We start from the raw sequence: 16,085 nt of genomic DNA, 5'->3' as shown, positions 1-16,085 counted from the left end.
ACACGGCGGGGCTCGGCGCGGCGGGCGGGGCCCGATGTGGTGGGGTTGAGGGGTGACCTCGTGGGTGGAACTGCCGGCGGCGCGGGTGGACGAAGCGGCTCGGCTGCTGCTCGGATGGCGGCTCAGCGCCAATGGCGTGACGGTGCGGCTGACCGAGGTGGAGGCGTACAGCGGACTCGGCGAGGACCCGGCCAGCCATGCGCACCGGGGCGTCACCAACCGGAACGCGGTGATGTTCGGGGCGGCGGGGCGGCTCTACGTCTACCAGATCTACGGGATGCACTTCTGTGCGAACGTGGTCTGCGGCGAGACCGGCAAGGCCGCGGCGGTGCTGCTCCGGGCCGGCGAGGTGGTCGATGGGCTGGAGACCGCCCGGGAGAGGCGGCCGGCCGCGCGGCGGGACTCGGATCTGGCGGCTGGTCCGGCGAAACTCATGCAGGTGCTGGCCCTGAACCGGAGTGCCAACGACACGTCACTGCTCGACGGCACAGGGCCGGCGTCGATCTTCCCGCCGGACAGGAAGGGAATGCCGATAGAAGCCGGGCCCCGCGTCGGCGTGACCTCGGCCCACGACGTCCCCTGGCGATTCTGGATCAGCGGCGACCCGACCGTGAGCGCCTACCGCCGCCACGTGCCGAAGGACCGGACGCGGACCCGCTGATCCCGAGCGGCTGACGACTGGGCGCTGCCATCGCGGGTGGGGTCCGGGCGCCGAGAGCGGGAGTGCCGGCGTGCAATGGTCAAAGAAGAGTGACCGTATCGCCTCGGCCGACCGGCTGGATGCCGGTGAGGGAGCGATGGCGGCATGCGGTGAGGAAATCGCTGAGCGGGGATTTCATGACCTTGTAGTCGTCGTAGTGGACCGGCAGGGTCAGTGCCGGCCGGATCATGTCGGTGAGGGCGGCGCCCTGCCTGCCGTCCATGGTGAGCAGCAGGCCGAGCAGGCGGGTGCCGCCGAGATGGATCAGCATGGCGTCGATCGGACCGCAGCGATCGCGGATCTCGGAAGTGCTCGGCCGGTAGAGCGTGTCGCCGGTGATGTAGAGCCGTAGCAGCCGCTCACCGTCGACCTCCCATTCGACGAGGGAGCCCATCACGTCGGGCAGCAGGCGGTCCACGAAGCCGGGACCGTGGCGACCCGGAAGGGAGGTGATCCGCAGCAGCTGGCCGTCGCGGCGCCACTCCTGCGCGTCCCAGGTCGGCAGGCCGCGGGCGCCGTCGAAACCCCGGAGGCGCTTTGCTGCCTGCACGGTCGTGACGATCTGCATGTCGCGGGGGATGAGCCTGCGGGCGGTGCGATCGAAGTGGTCGCCGTGCAGGTGGGAGAGGAGGACAAGGTCGGGGGCGGGCAGGTCGCCGTACGCCAGGGCGGGGTCTTTGAGCCGGCGCGTCCACGCCCCGTAGCCGAGGTAGGTCCGGCTGCCGGCCGGGCTGAACGCCGGATCGGTGAGCACGGTGAACTCGCCGAGGCGCAGCAGCATGGTGGCGTTCCCGACGAACGTGGCACTGGCTTGCGGTGTCATCAGCGCTGGCTTCCCCCTGGTTGATCGGCGAAACACCCGACCTGAAGAGTGATGGGCTGACCGGCCTCTTCCCGGCCCAGCGGGAACGGCTGACCGCGCACGGTGCGTACCGCCGACCAGACCGACGCGGCCCGCTGGTGGCACGACCGGCGACTCGGTCAGGGGACGCTCGCCCAGCCGAGGAATCGCTCGTACATGTCGGCGGGTGGCCCGCCTGCGCCCGCTGACCAGTCGTCGATCGCTTCGAGCATGCAGGAGCCCAGGTAGACGGAGAGGCCGTGCGGGAAGTTCTGGTACTGCTCGGCGAGCTCGACCTTCGCGGTCGCGCACGGCCACGGGCGGCCGCAGACCCGGCAGTCCCACGACGGGCGGCCGCCGACGTGTTCGGTTCGCGGAACCAGCATGCCTGCACTCACCCTCAGCGATTCAGTGGCTACACAATGGAGCCTCGTCTGCCCTAGGCTCTCGCTCAAGCCGAGCTGGCGAGAATCTCAGATTTGGATTCTCGGCGTCTCGCGCGAAGCGATCGGATCGTCTCGTTCGAGACATCCGTACAGGGAAATGAAGGAATCTGGGGAACGGGAGCGGATGACGATGACCGAGTTCGGGTCGACCGTGCCGCGGCGTCAGGTCGGGCGTCTGCTGCGCGAGTTGCGGGAGCGGGCCGGCATCTCGCTGATGGCGGCGGCGCAGGAGCTCGAGTTCTCCCGGGCCCGGATGTACCGGATCGAGAACGGCGAGGTCCCGGTCCGCAAGCACGACGTGATCGCGATGTGTTCCGTCTATGCGGCGCCGGGACACATGACCGAGGTGCTGATCGGCCTGGCCGCGGAGTCGAAGGCGAAGGGCTGGTGGCATGCGTACGGCGACGTCGTGCCCGCCTGGTTCGAGCTCTACGTCGGCATGGAACAGGGCGCGAGCCGGCTCCGTTCCTACGCGCCGAGCGTCATCCCGGGCCTGCTGCAGATCAGGGAGTACGCCGAGTGCGTGTTCCGGATGTGGCACGGCGACGACGAGGCGGCGGTGGAGAACGCGGTGGCCGTACGCCTGGAACGCCAGTCCCTGCTGAACCGGCGCCGCCCGGAAGCCCCCGGACTGGAAGTGATCATCGACGAGGGTGTGCTGCGGCGGTCCATCCCGGACACCCTCGGCATGCAGAGACAGTTGGCTCACCTGGTGAACGCATCGACCCGGCCCAACATCGGCGTCCGGGTGATCCCGTTCGCGGCCGGACCGCACAAGGCGGCCAGTTCAGGGCAGTTCACGATCCTGGAGTTCCCGGCCGTCGGCACCGCGTCGCCCGAGCCGGCCACCATCTACTGCGAGAACCTCACCGGCGCGCTCTACCTGGATAAGCTCGCAGAGGTGGAGACCTACGAATCGGTCTGGGCGGAGCTGGAGGCGGCCGCGCTGAGCCAGTCCGATTCCGACGACCTCATCGCCGAGATCATCAAACACCTCTAGACAAAGGGGGAGCGGTGGCCGACCTGACCGGTGCCGTCTGGCACAAGAGCACGCGGAGCGGCGGCAACGGGGGTGACTGCGTCGAGGTGGCCGGCAACCTGCCCGGCATCGTGGCGATCCGTGACACGAAGGACCCGGACGGCGCCACGCTGATCTTCACGCATGCCGAGTGGCGGGCGTTCCTGGCCGGCGTGCGGGACGGCGAGTTCGACATCCAGGCTTAGAACTCGGTGTGTGAAGGCTTAAGGCTTCCTTTGTCATCGCGATCACGGCAGGACCCTCGCGCATAGTGAACGGGCGTTGTCCCCCTGCCCGGCCACCGAGACGATTCCCCCACGGTGGCGGGTTTGACGCAAGGGTCTGCCGAGACTCCCCCTTCCCCCACCTCGGTAGACGTCCGCTCGCCGCCGCCGGGGTTCCCGGCGGCGGCGAGGGCGGTTTTCCCGTGCCGCCGCCGCCGCCGTCGCCGTCGCCCTTCGGGACCCGGAGGCATCACCGGGATGAACCCAGGACTCCGTGGGCTGAGAAGATCGCAGGGTGAGCGAACGCCGGTCCGCGGGAAGACGCGTCGAAGTCCTCGCCGCCGCCGGTGAGGTCGTCGCCGCCCGCGGGGCCGACGCCACCCGTTTCAGTGACGTGACCGAGGCGACCGGCGTCGGCGTATCCACGCTGCAGTATTACTTCGGCACCCGCGAGGACATGCTCATCGCGGTCTTCCGGCACGCCGCCCAACGCGACTTCGACCTGGTCGGCGAACGCCTGGCCGCCCTCACCGACCCGGGGGAGCGGCTGCTCACCGTGGCGACGCACCTGACCGGCGCGGTCGGCAGCGACACCGCCTGGCGCCTCTGGGTGGAGAGCTGGCGCTGGGCGTCCCGCGATCCGGGCGTACGAGCGGACGTCCTCGGCGACTACCGCCGCTGGCACGACCTGATAGCCGCCGAGGTCCGAGCCGGCGGCTTCGGCGACCCGATGGAGACGGCCCGCCTGATCCTGGCCCTGATCGACGGCCTGGCCCTGCCGGTGGTCCTCGGCGACCCTGACCTCTCCCGAGCCGCCGCCCAGCGCCTGTTGACCGACGGCCTGTCCAGACTCCTGGGACGCCGGCCGGGCGGGCCAGACTTCGACCTGGGTTCCTAGGACGCCAGAGCACGAGCCCAGAGCCCCGAGCACGAGCCCGGAGGACCGAGCCGGAGGTGATCGAGTCTGGCTGGGTTCCTAGGACGCCGGCTGGTCGTCGGGCGTGGACTGCGTTCCTCTGCCCTTCAACAGTGGTGTGGAACGTTTCCAGCGCGGGCCGTCGCCGTCCTTTCGCCGGCGGGCCATGCCGGAGAGGGCTTCGAGGACTACGCGGTTGCCGAGCATGGCGGTGATCTCGGCGTGGTCGAAGGGTGGGGAGACCTCGACGATGTCCATGCCGACGACGGGGAGTTCGTGGCAGATGCGGGATACGGCGTCGAGCAGCTGGCGGGCGGTGAGGCCGCCGGGTTCGGGGGTGCCGGTCCCGGGGGCGTGGCCGGGGTCGCAGACGTCGATGTCGACGGAGAGGAAGACGCCGTCGCAGCCGTCCAGGGCGATCTCGAAGGCGTTGTCCAGTACCGCGTCCAGGCCGCGTTCGACGATCTCGCTCATGTGGAACGAGTTCATCCGCTGGTCGGCCATCCAGTCCAAGGTCTCCGGGCCCGGCCAGTAGCCGCGCAGGCCCAGCTGGAGGAAGCGGTCGCCGCGGACCGCGCCGGATTCGATGAGGCGGCGCATCGGCTGGCCGTGGCCGTAGAGCGAACCGAACTCGATGTCGCCGGTGTCGGCGTGCGCGTCGAAGTGGATCAGGGCGATCTTGCCTTTGCCATAGGTCCGGGACACCCCGGTGGCGTCCGGCCAGGTGATCGTGTGGTCGCCGCCGAGGATCAGCGGGATCGCACCGTGGCCGGAGACGAACGCGACGGCTTCCTCGATCGTGGCGCAGCTGCGCTGGATCTCGCCACTGAACACTTCGAGGTCGCCGGCGTCCTTGACGGTGAGGTCGCCGGTGAGCGCGTCGACCCGCATCGCCATGTGCGGGCGCGATCCGTCCTGCGGCAGGTAGTCGGTGCCGCGGATCACCTGGGGGCCGAAACGGGCGCCGGGCCGGTGTGAGGTGCCGCCGTCGAAGGGCGCGCCGATGATCACCACGTCGGCGTCGGCGTACGTCGAGGGTTCTTGCCAATCGCAGGCCGGAACACCGAGGAACGTGATGTCGGGGCCGAACATCGGTCCGTAGCGGGTCATGCGGTTCATCCTTTCCGACGGATCGAGTCGACGCGGACTGTATCGCCATACTGTATGGCCGTACAGTGTGTTGGGGAGATCAACCTCGTAAGGTGGCCCGGTGTTCGAATCGCTGAGGTCGTTCTTCCGGGATCTGTTCGGATCGGGTGCTCCGCCCGTACAAGGAGAGAAAAGCGCGCCCAAGCCCGCGCCGCCGCGGAAAGCCGCACCGAGAACCCAGCCCAAGCCGCCGCGCGTCGTTCCGAAGCCGCAGCAGGGAAGGCATCTGGCCTATGCGCCCGATCTGGACGGTGACGCCGACCCCGGTGAGATCGTCTGGACGTGGGTGCCCTACGAGGACGACCCGAGCCAGGGCAAGGACCGCCCGGTGCTGGTGGTCGGCCGGGACGCGCGCACGCTGCTCGGCCTGATGCTGTCGAGCCAGAGCGAGCGGGACGGGCAGCGGCACTGGCTGGCGCTCGGCCCGGGCGACTGGGACCGCGACAAGCGACCCAGCTGGGTGCGGCTGGACCGGGTTCTCGAAGTCGACGAGGACGGCATCCGGCGCGAGGGCGCGATCCTGGACCGCCCGCGCTTCGACCGGGTCGCCGCCATCCTGCGGCGCACCTACGGGTGGCCCTGACCCGCGCTGAGACCGACGTAACCGGACAGTTCGCGCGCGATCCGGATAGTTTTGCGGTATGGATGTGGACGTCATGACCGGCTTCGGCGGTAAACAGGCCTGGCTCGCCGTCGCCGGCAGCGAGCCGGGCGCGGTCCTGGCCGCGCTCGGCCTCCGCGATCTGGGAACGGTCACCTGGCGCGCCGGACTGGATCTGGCTCACCTCACCGACGACCGGGTCGCGATCACCCCGCCGCTGTCCGGCGCCCGGGACACGAAGTGGGTCCTGGCCGCCGGCCGCTGGCTGCTGCGGCCCGACCTGGACATCGTCGGGCTCTCCGCGACGCTCGGCACCGAGGTGCAGTATTTCGCCACGCATCGGGTGACCGAGTTGCATCGATGGCAGCGCGCGGCCCAGGGTGAGCTGGTGCGGGCGTTCGGATATGTAGGACAGACCGGTGAGGTGACGTCGTGGTTCGGTGACCCCGACCCGGCGGAGCGGGACGCCGGACTGCCCGGCGAGCTGGACGAGGAAGCCACCGTGCTGGTCGCCGAGCGTGACGTGTTCCGGGTGGCGGCCGCGTGGAGTATCGACCCGACCACTCTGACCGGGATCGCGCCCGGTCCCCTGCTGGTGGGAGCCGCGGATGCGTAAATACGTGATCATGGGAGTCCAGGGCAGCGGCAAGGGCACCCAGAGCAAGCTGCTGCGCGAGGAGTTCGACCTCGTGCACATCAGCGTCGGCGACATCTTCCGCTGGCAGGTGCGCAACCACACGAAGCTGGGCGCGCAGGTCAAGCGGATCATGGCAGCCGGCGAACTGGTCGACGACGACCTCGTGGAGTCGGTGGTGCGCCGGCGGCTCGACCAGCACGACTGGAACTACGGCTTCATCATCGACGGGTTCCCGCGCAACGGGCGGCAGGCCGAGTTCTTCATGGAGAGCTACGACATCGACGCCGTCATCCACCTCGAACTCCCGGACGACGAGGTGCGGCGCCGGGTTCTCTCACGGCGGCTGTGCCCGAACTGCGGCATGGACTACAACCTGATCGCCGACCGGCCCGAGCAGGAGGGCCGCTGCGACATCTGCGGCCACGAGCTGGTCACCCGGGCCGACGACACGCCGGAGGCCCTGGAGGCGCGGCTGCGGGACTACCACGAGAAGACGCGACCGGTTCTGGAGCTGTTCCGGCGCAAGGAAGTCGTGCACGACGTGGACGGCCGGCCGCCGCTGGAGGAAATCCAGCAGGCCATTCGTACGACGCTGGGGCTTCCGCCGTACAAGGGCTAGCATCCGCCGGTGACCATCACCGTTGATGAGCTGACCGGATATGTTCAGCGCGATCTGGAAGCAGATCTTGCGCGCTGGTTCCCCTCCTCCGATCCCGCCGAGGTCGGGGAGGACGCCAGGCCGGTCGGTCCCTTCCTCTCCCGGCTGCCGGTTGCGGCCGCTGCCGCCCTTGCCGCTTTCGACGCCCTCGTACGGGGTGAGCGCGTCCCCGCCGAACTCGACATCGCCGACTGGTCCTACGGTTTCGACTTCGCGGCCAACGACTGCGGCATCCTCGATTCCGACTACTCCACGCCGCTCACCGACGACGACGTGTACTCCATCGGCGCCGACGGCGGCGGCAACTACTACGTGGTCCTCACGAACGGGCAGGTCGCCGTCTGGTTCCACGAGGAAGAGGTGATCGAGGCGAACACCCGCTTCGACACCGTCGACGTGTTCGTCTGGTCGCTGGTCCGCTACCACGCGGTGCTGGCCGGCACCCTGCCGCTGGCTGCCGTGGAGGCCGATTTCCTCGCACTCGGTCAGGACGGCGCCCTGGCCCCGGACCTGGGGATGCTCGCGTTGATGAGGGCTCGGGCCACGAGCTGACCCGGCTGTACCTCGGCGCTGTCCCGGCGCCCGCATCGTCGCCCTGCCGTCCAGCCGACCGGACCCGGCTGGACGGCAGAGCTGTCTCTGGACCCACATGAACGGACATCGGCGACGGAGTTGTGATCTTCTATCCGTTACGTCGAGTGCGCCCGATATCTCGCTCAGTGCCACTTTGGTCGGTCCCTACGCGGAAAAGTTGGCGTGTAAGGAGACCGAAATCTCTTTGACATATTGCGTTCGGGCACAAGCGGGCGTAAACAAAGACAAAGCCAAAACGAGCCGGGCGGTGAGTGGATGTACGCGGAGGAACGCCAGCAGGAGATCGTCCAGCGAGCCCGGGCCGAGGGCCGGGTCGATGTGGTGGCGCTGGCCGATGCCTTCGGCGTGACGGCCGAGACGATCCGCCGGGATCTGACCGTGCTGGAACGGGCCGGTGTCCTGCGCCGCGTGCACGGCGGGGCCATCCCGGTGGAGCGGCTGGGGTTCGAGCCGGCCCTCGCCACCCGTGACGCGGTGCTGATCAGTGAGAAGGAGCGGATCGCCAAGGCGGCGCTCGCCGAGGTCCCCGAGGACGGCGCGATCATCCTCGACGCCGGGACCACGACGGCACGCCTCGCCCAGCTGCTGCCGGCCGACCGCGAGCTGACCGTGGTGGTCAACTCGCCGGTGCTCGCCTCGACGCTCGGCCTGAAGCCGAACCTCACGGTCCTGCTGCTCGGCGGCCGGGTCCGCGGCAAGACGATGGCCACAGTGGACGACTGGGCGATGAGGCCGCTCGCGGAGATGTATGTCGACGTCGCCTTCATGGGCACCAACGGATGCAGCGTCGAGCGGGGCATGACCACTCCGGACCCGGCCGAGGCGGCCGTCAAGCGGGCGATGATCGCCGCGGCCCGCCGGGTGGTGCTGCTCGCCGATCACACCAAGATCGGCAACGATTACCTGGCCCGGTTCGGCGGCCTCGCCGACCTGGACCTGCTGATCACCGATCACGGCCTCGACGGCGAGCTCGCCGCCGAGGTGGAGACGGCCGGCGTGCGGCTGGTGAAGGCGTGATCCTCACCGTCACCCTGAACCCCAGCGTCGACCGCGCGCTCGAAGTCGACGCGCTCGTCCGCGGCGAGGTGCTGCGGGCCGCCGACTCGCACATCGACCCGGGTGGCAAGGGAGTGAACGTCTCCCGGGCGCTGCTGGCGAACGGGATCCGCTCGACCGCCGTGGTGCCGGCCGGTGGCGCGGAAGGTGACCAGCTCGTCGACCTCCTCAACGCCGAGGGTGTCGAGATGCTGGCCGTGCCGATCGCCGGACGGACACGTTCCAACATCACCCTGGCCGAACCGGACGGGACGGTCACCAAAATCAACGAGGCCGGGCCGACGCTGACGGACGCCGAGTTCGCTCAGGTCAGCGAGGCCGTGCTGAACGCCGCGAGCAGCGCCGACTGGGTGGTGATCTGCGGCAGTCTCCCGCCGGGGCCGACGATCGCCGCCTTCACCGACCTGTGCGAGCGCCTGGTGAAGTCCGGTGTCCGTCTCGCCGTCGACAGCAGCGGCCCGGCGCTGCTGGCCGGAGTGGCGGCGGGTGCGGCCCTGATCAAGCCCAACCGCGAGGAACTGGCCGAGGCGCTGGCCGGCCTCGGCGCAGGCCCTGGCGCAGGCTCGGTCGCGGGCAATGGCGCAGGCCTGGTCGCGGGCATCGGCGCAGGCCACGGCGCAGGCCACGGCGCAGGCCTGGTCGCGGGCATCGGCGCAGGCCACGGCGCGGGCAGTGGCGCGGGCCACGGCGCGGGCAAGGCGGAGACCGGGCTGGCGACGCTCGGCGACGTCATCCGGGCCTGCGAGCGGTTGCGCGAGGCGGGGGCGGGCACCGTCCTGGCCAGCCTCGGCGCGGCGGGTGCGGTGCTGGTGAGCGAGTCCGGAGTCCTGACCGGCGTCTCACCGGTGAGCGTGCCGCGAAGCACCGTCGGCGCGGGCGACGCGCTGCTGGCCGGCTTCCTGGCAGCCGGAGCCGCCGGCGAGAAGGCTCTGGTCGAGGGCCTGGCGTGGGGCGCGGCAGCGGTGAGCCTTCCGGGCAGCAGGATGCCGAGACCACAAGACCTTGATCGTACGAAGATCCGCATCGACCGCGGCCCGGATCCGGAACGACCACTGATCCGCGACTGAAACGCGCAAGTAGCACCACCCCCTCTCACCCTCTTTCCGCCCGATAAATCGTATAAATCTGGCGGGCCCCTGGCGACGAATGGAGATCGTCATGGCTTCTACCTACACACCCTCGGTCACCGGCACAGGCTTCAAGGCCCGTGTCCAGAAGATCGGCGGCCACCTCGCCGGCATGGTCATGCCCAACATCGGCGCGCTCATCGCCTGGGGTCTGATCACCGCCCTGTTCATCCCGGTCGGCTGGATCCCGAACGAGAATCTGGCCCAGCTCGTCGACCCGATGATCAAGTACCTGCTCCCGGTGCTGATCGGTTACACCGGTGGCCGGATGGTCCACGGTCAGCGGGGCGCGGTGGTCGGCGCTGTCGCGACGTTCGGTGTCGTCGTCGGCGCGGAAGTGCCGATGTTCCTGGGTGCGATGATCATCGGCCCGCTCACGGCGTACGTGCTGAAGCTCTTCGATTCGGCCATTGAAGGAAGAGTCCGGCCGGGCTTCGAAATGCTGATCGACAACTTCTCGGCCGGCATCATCGGTGGCGCGTTCGCGATCGTCGGCAAGCTGGGGATCGGCCCGGTCGTCGAGGGCATCACCAAGGCCGCCGGCAACGGCGTCGACTGGCTGCTCGCCCACAGCCTGATGCCGCTGGTGTCGGTGCTGGTGGAGCCGGCCAAGGTGCTGTTCATGAACAACGCCATCAACCACGGCGTGTTCAGCCCGCTCGGTGTGCAGCAGGTGCAGGAGCAGGGCAAGTCGATCCTGTTCATGATCGAGTCGAACCCGGGCCCGGGTCTCGGCCTGCTCGCCGCGTACCTGTTCTTCGGTCCGCGCACGCTGCGCCCGTCCGCCCCGGCCGCGATGATCATCCACTTCTTCGGCGGCATCCACGAGATCTACTTCCCGTACGTGCTGATGAAGCCCCGCCTGATCCTCGCGATGATCGCGGGCGGCATGACCGGCGTCGCGACCTTCATGATCACCGGTACGGGAACCGTCGCGTCCCCGGCTCCGGGCAGCATCTTCGCCTTCGGCGCGGTGACCGCCAGGGACGGCTATTTCGGAATGATCCTGGGCGTCACGCTGGCCGCCCTGGTGACGTTCGGCGTCGCGAGTCTGCTGCTCGGCTTCGGCAAGCTGAAGTCGGACCAGGAGCTCGACGCCGCCGAGGAAGAGGTCGCCACCGAGGCGGAGATCCCGCACCAGCGCACCGAGGCGCAAGCCGAAGAAGAGACCGCCGGCAGCGAGCAGAAGGCCTAGGAGGCACTGATGGCAACGATCAACGGCAAGGACATCAAGAAGCTGGTCGTCGCGTGTGACGCCGGCATGGGCAGCAGCGTGATGCTGGCGAGCACGCTGCGCAAGCAGCTCGGCAAGAGCGGTGTCACCGTCGAGCACACCCCGGTGAACTCGATCCCCGCCGACGCCGACCTGGTGGTCTGCCACAGTGGACTGGCCGCCCGTGCTCGCTCGGTGGCGCCGAGCAAGCCGATCGTGCCGTTCCAGATCTTCCTCGGCGACCCGGCGGTCACCAAGATCGTCAAGGCCATCCAGCAGGGCTCCGATATCAATGTCTGAGCTGCTGGAGCGCCGCGCGATCCTCCTCGACCGAAGCGCGGACTCGAAAGAGGACGCGATTCGGCAATGCGGCGCGGTTCTGAAGGACGTCGGCGCCGTCGAACCGGGCTACATCGACACGATGCTGGCCCGGGAGAAGTCCATCTCCACCTACGTCGGCGAGGGCGTCGCGATTCCGCACGGCACCCTCGACGGCAAGGCCCTGGTGAAGCGGGACGCCCTCGCGGTGCTCCGCTTCCCGGACGGCGTCGACTGGGACGGCGAGCGGGTGAGCGTCTGTGTCGGCATCGCCGCCGCCGGTGACGGTCACGTCGAGTTGCTCGCCGCGCTGGCCGAGGTGCTGCTCGACGAGGACCGGGCGCGGTCCCTCAGAGAGGCCACCGACGTCGACGTCGTGCTGGCGTTGCTTTCCAAGATCCAGGAGGAAACCGAATGAAGGTCGTGCGATTCCACGCTCCCGGCGACGTCCGCTTCGAGGACGTGCCGGAACCCGAGGCCGGGCCGGGAGAGGTGAAGATCCGCGTCCGTAACTGCTCCACCTGCGGCACCGACGTCAAGATCTCGAAGTTCGGCCACCACCACATCCACCCGCCGCGGGTGATGGGCCACGAGATCGCCGGCGAGATCGTCACGGTCGGCGACGGCGTCGACGGCTGGTCCGAGGGCGACCGGGTCCAGGTCATCGCCGCGATCCCGTGCGGTGAGTGCGCCGAGTGCAGGCGGGGCCGGATGACGGTCTGCCCGAACCAGGTGTCGATGGGCTACCACTTCGAGGGCGGCTTCGCGCAGTACATGGTGGTGCCGAAGGAGGTCCTCAAGGTCGACGGCCTGAACCGGATCCCGGACGGCGTCTCGTTCGCCGAGGCGTCGGTGGCCGAGCCGCTGGCCTGTGCGCTGAACGCGCAGAACCTGGCACGGGTGGGCGCCGGCGACGACGTCGTGGTCATCGGCTCGGGTCCGATCGGGTGCCTTCACGTACGGCTGGCCCGCTCGCGCGGAGCGGCCCGCGTCTTCCTGGTCGAGCTGAACCGGGAGCGCCTCGACATGGCGGCGAACCTGGTGAAGCCGGACGCCGCCATCTGCGCGGCCGAGACCGACCCGATCGAGGAGGTCCGCAAGCTGACCGACGGCCGGGGCGCCGACGTGATCATCACGGCGGCCGCGTCCGGCAAGGCCCAGGAGCAGGCGATCGAGATGGCCGCCCGGCAGGGCCGGATCAGTTTCTTCGGCGGCCTGCCCAAGGACAACCCGACGATCACCTGCGACTCGAACCTGGTGCACTACCGGGAGCTGATGATCGTCGGCGCGAACGGGTCCAGCCCGTCGCACAACGCCGAGGCGCTCGAACTGGTCGCCACCGGCGCGGTGCCGGTCGCCGACCTGATCACGCACCGCCTGCCCCTGGAGGGCGCGATCGACGCGTTCGGCATCGTCGCCCGCGGCGAAGCCATCAAGGTAACCATCGAGCCTTAGGGAGTCCGGAAATGCCCACGCGCACGGTTGCCGTCGGTTCGGCCAGCGGCCTGCACGCCCGGCCCGCCAAGATCTTCGTCGAGGCCGCCGCGGCGGCGCCGGTGAAGGTCACCATCCGGGTCGGTGAGAAGAAGCCGGTGCCGGCCAAGAGCATGCTGTCGGTGCTCGCGCTCGGCGCCAAGAAGGGCACCGAGGTCGTCCTCGAAGCCGAGGGGGAGGGCGCCGACGCGGCCCTCGACGACCTGGCCGCGCTGCTCGCCCGGGACTTGGACGCCTCCGATGGCTGAGATCGCCCTGCAAGGGATCGGTGTCTGTGCCGGGGTTGCCGCCGGTCCGCTGCTCCGGATAGCCGCGGTCCCGGCGCTGCCCCCGCGCTCCAAGATCGCAGCCGGAGGGATCGCAGCCGGAGGGGTCAGCGCGGGAGAGACCACCGCGGGAGGGATCGCAGGCGGAGAGGTCAGCGGGGGAGGGAGCGTCGGCGGAGAGACCGCCGCGGGACGGATCGCCGACGTTGAGGCGGAGATCGCGCGGGCCTACGGCGCCCTCGCCCAGGTCGCCGCCGATCTTGGAGCGCGTGCCGACCGCGCGACCGATGAGACGATCGCCGAGGTGCTGCGGGCCGAGGCGATGATGGCCGAGGACGAGGCGCTGCTCGACAGCGTGCGGGAGCTGGTCGAGGAGGGCCTGGTCGAGGAGGGCTGCGACGCACCGCACGCGATCGACGGCGCATTCCGGGTATTTCGCGAATCCTTCGAAGCGGCGGGCGGCTATCTCGCCGAACGCGTCGCCGACCTCGACGATCTGCGCAACCGTGCCGTAGCGGTGCTGCTCGGCCTGCCGATGCCGGGCGTCCCGCAGCCGGGCCATCCCTTCGTCCTGGCCGCGAAGGATCTCGCACCGGCCGACACCGCCGATCTGGATCTTGGACAGGTCCTGGCTCTGGTGACCGAGATCGGCGGTCCGACCAGCCACACCGCGATCCTGGCCCGTGCCCTCGGCCTGCCCGCGGTGGTCGCCTGCGCCGGGATCCTGGACATCGAGGAAGGCACCCACGTGCTGGTCGACGGCGCGTCCGGCCGGGTCGACGCGGGCATCGGCGAGGCGGCGGCCCAGGCCGCGGTGCGGGCGGCGGCCGAGGTGGCTGCCGCGGCTTCCGCTCTGACCGGTCCGGGTCAGACCTCCGATGGGTACGAGGTGAAGCTCCTCGCGAACGTCGGTTCCGTCAAGAACATCGCCGCCGCCGATGAGGCGAACGTCGAAGGGGTCGGCCTGTTCCGCACCGAGCTGCTGTTCCTGGACCGGTCGCAGGAGCCGGGACTCGATGAGCAGGTGGAGGCTTACCGGGCCGTCTTCGCCGGGATGGCCGGCCGCAGGGTGGTCATCCGTACCCTCGATGCCGGTGCCGACAAACCGCTGCCGTTCCTGAACCAGGAGGGTGAGCCCAATCCTGCCCTGGGTGTTCGCGGCCTGCGCATCGCGCGCAAGCGCCCGGAGGTGCTGGCGACACAGCTCGCCGCGATCGCGGAGGCCCGGTCGCAGACCGGCGCCGACGTCTGGGTGATGGCGCCGATGGTGTCGACGCTCGCCGAGGCGACCACGTTCGCGGCTGCCGTGCGCGACGCCGGGCTGCCGAAGGCCGGTGTGATGATCGAGGTGCCGGCCGCCGCGCTGCGCGCCCGTGACCTGCTCGAGGTCGTCGACTTCCTGAGCATCGGGACGAACGACCTGAGCCAGTACACGTTCGCCGCCGACCGGATGTGCGGCGACCTGGCCGACCTGCTCGATCCGTGGCAGCCGGGGCTGCTGCAGCTCATCGGGATCTGCGGGGAGGCGGGCCGGGCGACCGGGAAGCCGGTCGGGGTGTGCGGGGAGGCGGCGTCGGATCCGGCGCTCGCCCCGATCCTGGTCGGCCTCGGCGTGACGAGCCTGTCGATGTCGCCGCGCGCGGTTCCGGCGGTGCGGGCCTCACTGGCGGGGCACTCCCTGGACGAGTGCCGGCGGCTGGCGTCGCTGGCGGTCGCCGCGCCCGATGCCGCGGAGGCCCGCAAGCAGGCCGCTAGTTGAACGGGAAGCCGGGCGGGAAGACGATCGGCTTCGGCGTGGGCATCGTCTCCATCATGTGGATGACGTCGAGGAGCACCTTCGGGTTGCCGGGGGTGCCCTCCAGCGCCTCGATCTTCTTCTTGCCGCCGTTCCGGTAGCCGACCTCGATCGTGTACTCGAAACGGTCGCAGCACGTGTCCTTCGGGACGTAGCTGGACCGCAGCGCCATGAACTCCCGGCTGGAGGCGAGCCGCAGAGTGCGGGTGTTGTGGTCGTTGCCGCCGCCGCTGCCGACCAGGGTGTAGACCGAGGGGCCGGCGCCGGCGATGCCACCGGTGCGGACCAGGGCGATGGCCTGGGCCGGTCCGGCGGGCTTCTTCGGCGGCTTGGGTTTCCCGGCGGCGGGCTGGGGCTTCGCCGGGGGCGCGACAGCAGCCGGCGCCGGGTTGACCGGTGCCGCGTCAGCCGGCGCCGGGTTCGCCGGCGGCGGGTCGGCGAGAGGCGCGGCGAGGGCCTGGCCGGCGGTCATGGTGACGCCGGCGAGGCCCAGCGAGAGGACGGCCGTGCGAAGGGAGAACCTGCTCATGGAGGGCAGATTATCGGTTATTTGCCTGCAATTCGGGCTGAAACGCCAAATCGGTCATACCTGCGGGTTGCCCGGCTGCGCCGCCGCCCTCAGGTCGTAGCCGCGCTTCTCCAGCCTCGTCTCGAGAACCTTGCAGACGTGCTCGACCACGGCGAACCGGGCGTAGTGCTTGCTGTCACCGGGGATGACCTGCCAGCGGGCCCGCGGCTTGTCGGTCTTCGCCAGCATGTCCTCGATCGCGGCCTCGTACTCCGGGCGCTTCTTGCGGTTGCGCCAGTCCTCGTCGGTCAGCTTCCAGGAGCGCAGCGGGTCGTGGGCGCGGTCCTCGAAGCGGCGCAGTTGCTCGTCCTCGGAGACGTGCATCCAGAACTTGATCAGGATCATTCCCTCGGCGGTGAGCGTCCGCTCGAACTCGGCGATCTCGTCGTACGCCCGTTTCCACTGCGCGGTCGTCGCGAAGCCTTCGACCCGCTCCACCAGGACCCGCCCGTACCAGGAGCGGT

At 69.9% G+C, this 16,085-nt stretch carries 21 protein-coding genes (1 of these 21 only partly in view); 16 read left to right on the top strand and 5 right to left on the bottom strand.

The annotated features are described in order from the left end of the window. Nucleotides 1-52 precede the first annotated feature (52 nt). The gene (locus EP757_RS00695; protein WP_127542275.1) at nt 53-661 is read left to right on the top strand and encodes a DNA-3-methyladenine glycosylase; all 609 of its coding nucleotides are present in this window, start codon (nt 53-55) and stop codon (nt 659-661) included. A gap of 79 nt (nt 662-740) precedes the next feature. Here the strand turns inward: EP757_RS00695 and EP757_RS00690 are convergent, their stop codons facing one another. Together EP757_RS00690 and EP757_RS00685 are read right to left on the bottom strand one after the other, a co-directional pair. After that, nucleotides 741-1,523 (bottom strand): MBL fold metallo-hydrolase, encoded by a 783-nt coding sequence (locus EP757_RS00690; protein ID WP_127542274.1) that lies wholly within the window; start codon nt 1,521-1,523, stop codon nt 741-743. A gap of 158 nt (nt 1,524-1,681) precedes the next feature. Further along, complete coding sequence (locus EP757_RS00685; RefSeq protein ID WP_127542273.1) at nt 1,682-1,927, bottom strand: hypothetical protein; 246 nt, start codon at nt 1,925-1,927, stop codon at nt 1,682-1,684. A 190-nt stretch (nt 1,928-2,117) separates the two neighbouring features. Here EP757_RS00685 and EP757_RS00680 point away from each other — a divergent pair, with 190 nt between their 5' ends. From EP757_RS00680 to EP757_RS00670, 3 genes are all read left to right on the top strand, one after another. Then, complete coding sequence (locus EP757_RS00680; RefSeq protein WP_127554021.1) at nt 2,118-2,987, top strand: helix-turn-helix transcriptional regulator; 870 nt, start codon at nt 2,118-2,120, stop codon at nt 2,985-2,987. A gap of 14 nt (nt 2,988-3,001) precedes the next feature. Continuing rightward, entirely contained in the window at nt 3,002-3,211 is a 210-nt protein-coding gene (locus EP757_RS00675) for a DUF397 domain-containing protein (RefSeq protein ID WP_127542272.1), read from the top strand. Nucleotides 3,212-3,524: 313 nt separating this feature from the next. After that, nucleotides 3,525-4,127 (top strand): TetR/AcrR family transcriptional regulator, encoded by a 603-nt coding sequence (locus EP757_RS00670; RefSeq protein WP_127542271.1) that lies wholly within the window; start codon nt 3,525-3,527, stop codon nt 4,125-4,127. Nucleotides 4,128-4,205: 78 nt separating this feature from the next. Here EP757_RS00670 and speB read toward each other — a convergent pair whose 3' ends face one another. Beyond that, nucleotides 4,206-5,255, bottom strand: coding sequence for an agmatinase (gene speB / locus EP757_RS00665; protein ID WP_127542270.1), 1,050 nt, complete (start codon nt 5,253-5,255; stop codon nt 4,206-4,208). A gap of 133 nt (nt 5,256-5,388) precedes the next feature. Between speB and EP757_RS00660 the strand changes: the two genes are divergently transcribed. The 12 genes from EP757_RS00660 (at nt 5,389) to ptsP (ending at nt 15,017) form a co-directional block, all read left to right on the top strand. Beyond that, nucleotides 5,389-5,877 (top strand): type II toxin-antitoxin system PemK/MazF family toxin, encoded by a 489-nt coding sequence (locus EP757_RS00660; protein WP_127554020.1) that lies wholly within the window; start codon nt 5,389-5,391, stop codon nt 5,875-5,877. Nucleotides 5,878-5,935: 58 nt separating this feature from the next. Then, nucleotides 5,936-6,511, top strand: coding sequence for a hypothetical protein (locus EP757_RS00655; RefSeq protein WP_127542269.1), 576 nt, complete (start codon nt 5,936-5,938; stop codon nt 6,509-6,511). Beyond that, the gene (locus EP757_RS00650) at nt 6,504-7,151 is read left to right on the top strand and encodes a nucleoside monophosphate kinase (RefSeq protein ID WP_127542268.1); all 648 of its coding nucleotides are present in this window, start codon (nt 6,504-6,506) and stop codon (nt 7,149-7,151) included. Before EP757_RS00655 ends, EP757_RS00650 begins: the two co-directional genes overlap by 8 nt. A 9-nt stretch (nt 7,152-7,160) precedes the next feature. Then, nucleotides 7,161-7,742, top strand: coding sequence for a hypothetical protein (locus EP757_RS00645; RefSeq protein WP_127542267.1), 582 nt, complete (start codon nt 7,161-7,163; stop codon nt 7,740-7,742). Nucleotides 7,743-8,039: 297 nt separating this feature from the next. Continuing rightward, a complete protein-coding gene (locus EP757_RS00640) occupies nt 8,040-8,801 on the top strand; it encodes a DeoR/GlpR family DNA-binding transcription regulator (RefSeq protein WP_127542266.1) in 762 nt (253 codons plus the stop codon). Beyond that, complete coding sequence (locus EP757_RS00635) at nt 8,798-9,907, top strand: 1-phosphofructokinase family hexose kinase (protein WP_197725496.1); 1,110 nt, start codon at nt 8,798-8,800, stop codon at nt 9,905-9,907. Before EP757_RS00640 ends, EP757_RS00635 begins: the two co-directional genes overlap by 4 nt. Before the next feature lie 91 nt (nt 9,908-9,998). Then, nucleotides 9,999-11,162 (top strand): PTS mannitol transporter subunit IICB, encoded by a 1,164-nt coding sequence (gene mtlA / locus EP757_RS00630; RefSeq protein ID WP_232050301.1) that lies wholly within the window; start codon nt 9,999-10,001, stop codon nt 11,160-11,162. Nucleotides 11,163-11,171: 9 nt separating this feature from the next. After that, nucleotides 11,172-11,480 (top strand): PTS lactose transporter subunit IIB, encoded by a 309-nt coding sequence (locus EP757_RS43660; protein WP_127542265.1) that lies wholly within the window; start codon nt 11,172-11,174, stop codon nt 11,478-11,480. Beyond that, on the top strand, nt 11,473-11,916 hold the full coding sequence (locus EP757_RS00620; RefSeq protein WP_127542264.1) for a PTS sugar transporter subunit IIA: 444 nt from the start codon (nt 11,473-11,475) through the stop codon (nt 11,914-11,916). Before EP757_RS43660 ends, EP757_RS00620 begins: the two co-directional genes overlap by 8 nt. Then, a complete protein-coding gene (locus tag EP757_RS00615; protein ID WP_127542263.1) occupies nt 11,913-12,953 on the top strand; it encodes a zinc-dependent dehydrogenase in 1,041 nt (346 codons plus the stop codon). The genes EP757_RS00620 and EP757_RS00615 overlap by 4 nt, the downstream gene beginning before the upstream one ends. Nucleotides 12,954-12,964: 11 nt before the next feature. Then, complete coding sequence (locus EP757_RS00610; protein ID WP_127542262.1) at nt 12,965-13,240, top strand: HPr family phosphocarrier protein; 276 nt, start codon at nt 12,965-12,967, stop codon at nt 13,238-13,240. Next, on the top strand, nt 13,233-15,017 hold the full coding sequence (gene ptsP, locus EP757_RS00605) for a phosphoenolpyruvate--protein phosphotransferase (RefSeq protein WP_127542261.1): 1,785 nt from the start codon (nt 13,233-13,235) through the stop codon (nt 15,015-15,017). The genes EP757_RS00610 and ptsP overlap by 8 nt, the downstream gene beginning before the upstream one ends. Here ptsP and EP757_RS00600 read toward each other — a convergent pair. Both EP757_RS00600 and EP757_RS00595 read right to left on the bottom strand, forming a co-directional pair. Beyond that, nucleotides 15,010-15,582: a hypothetical protein gene (locus EP757_RS00600; protein ID WP_127542260.1), complete on the bottom strand. Its 573-nt coding sequence runs from the start codon at nt 15,580-15,582 to the stop codon at nt 15,010-15,012. The two genes, ptsP and EP757_RS00600, sit on opposite strands and share 8 nt — an antisense overlap. Before the next feature lie 54 nt (nt 15,583-15,636). After that, nucleotides 15,637-16,085, bottom strand: the 3' portion of a protein-coding gene (locus EP757_RS00595; RefSeq protein WP_127542259.1) for a polyphosphate kinase 2 family protein. Its footprint extends 334 nt past the window's final position; 449 of the gene's 783 nt are visible here — the last part of the coding sequence; its start codon lies beyond the right edge, outside the window — the gene reads right to left on this strand; the stop codon is at nt 15,637-15,639.

It is taken from the genome of Actinoplanes sp. OR16, from assembly GCF_004001265.1.
Lineage (GTDB): Bacteria > Actinomycetota > Actinomycetes > Mycobacteriales > Micromonosporaceae > Actinoplanes.
Note: the sequence above shows the minus strand (reverse complement) of the source record. Positions and strands in the feature narration are given on the sequence as shown.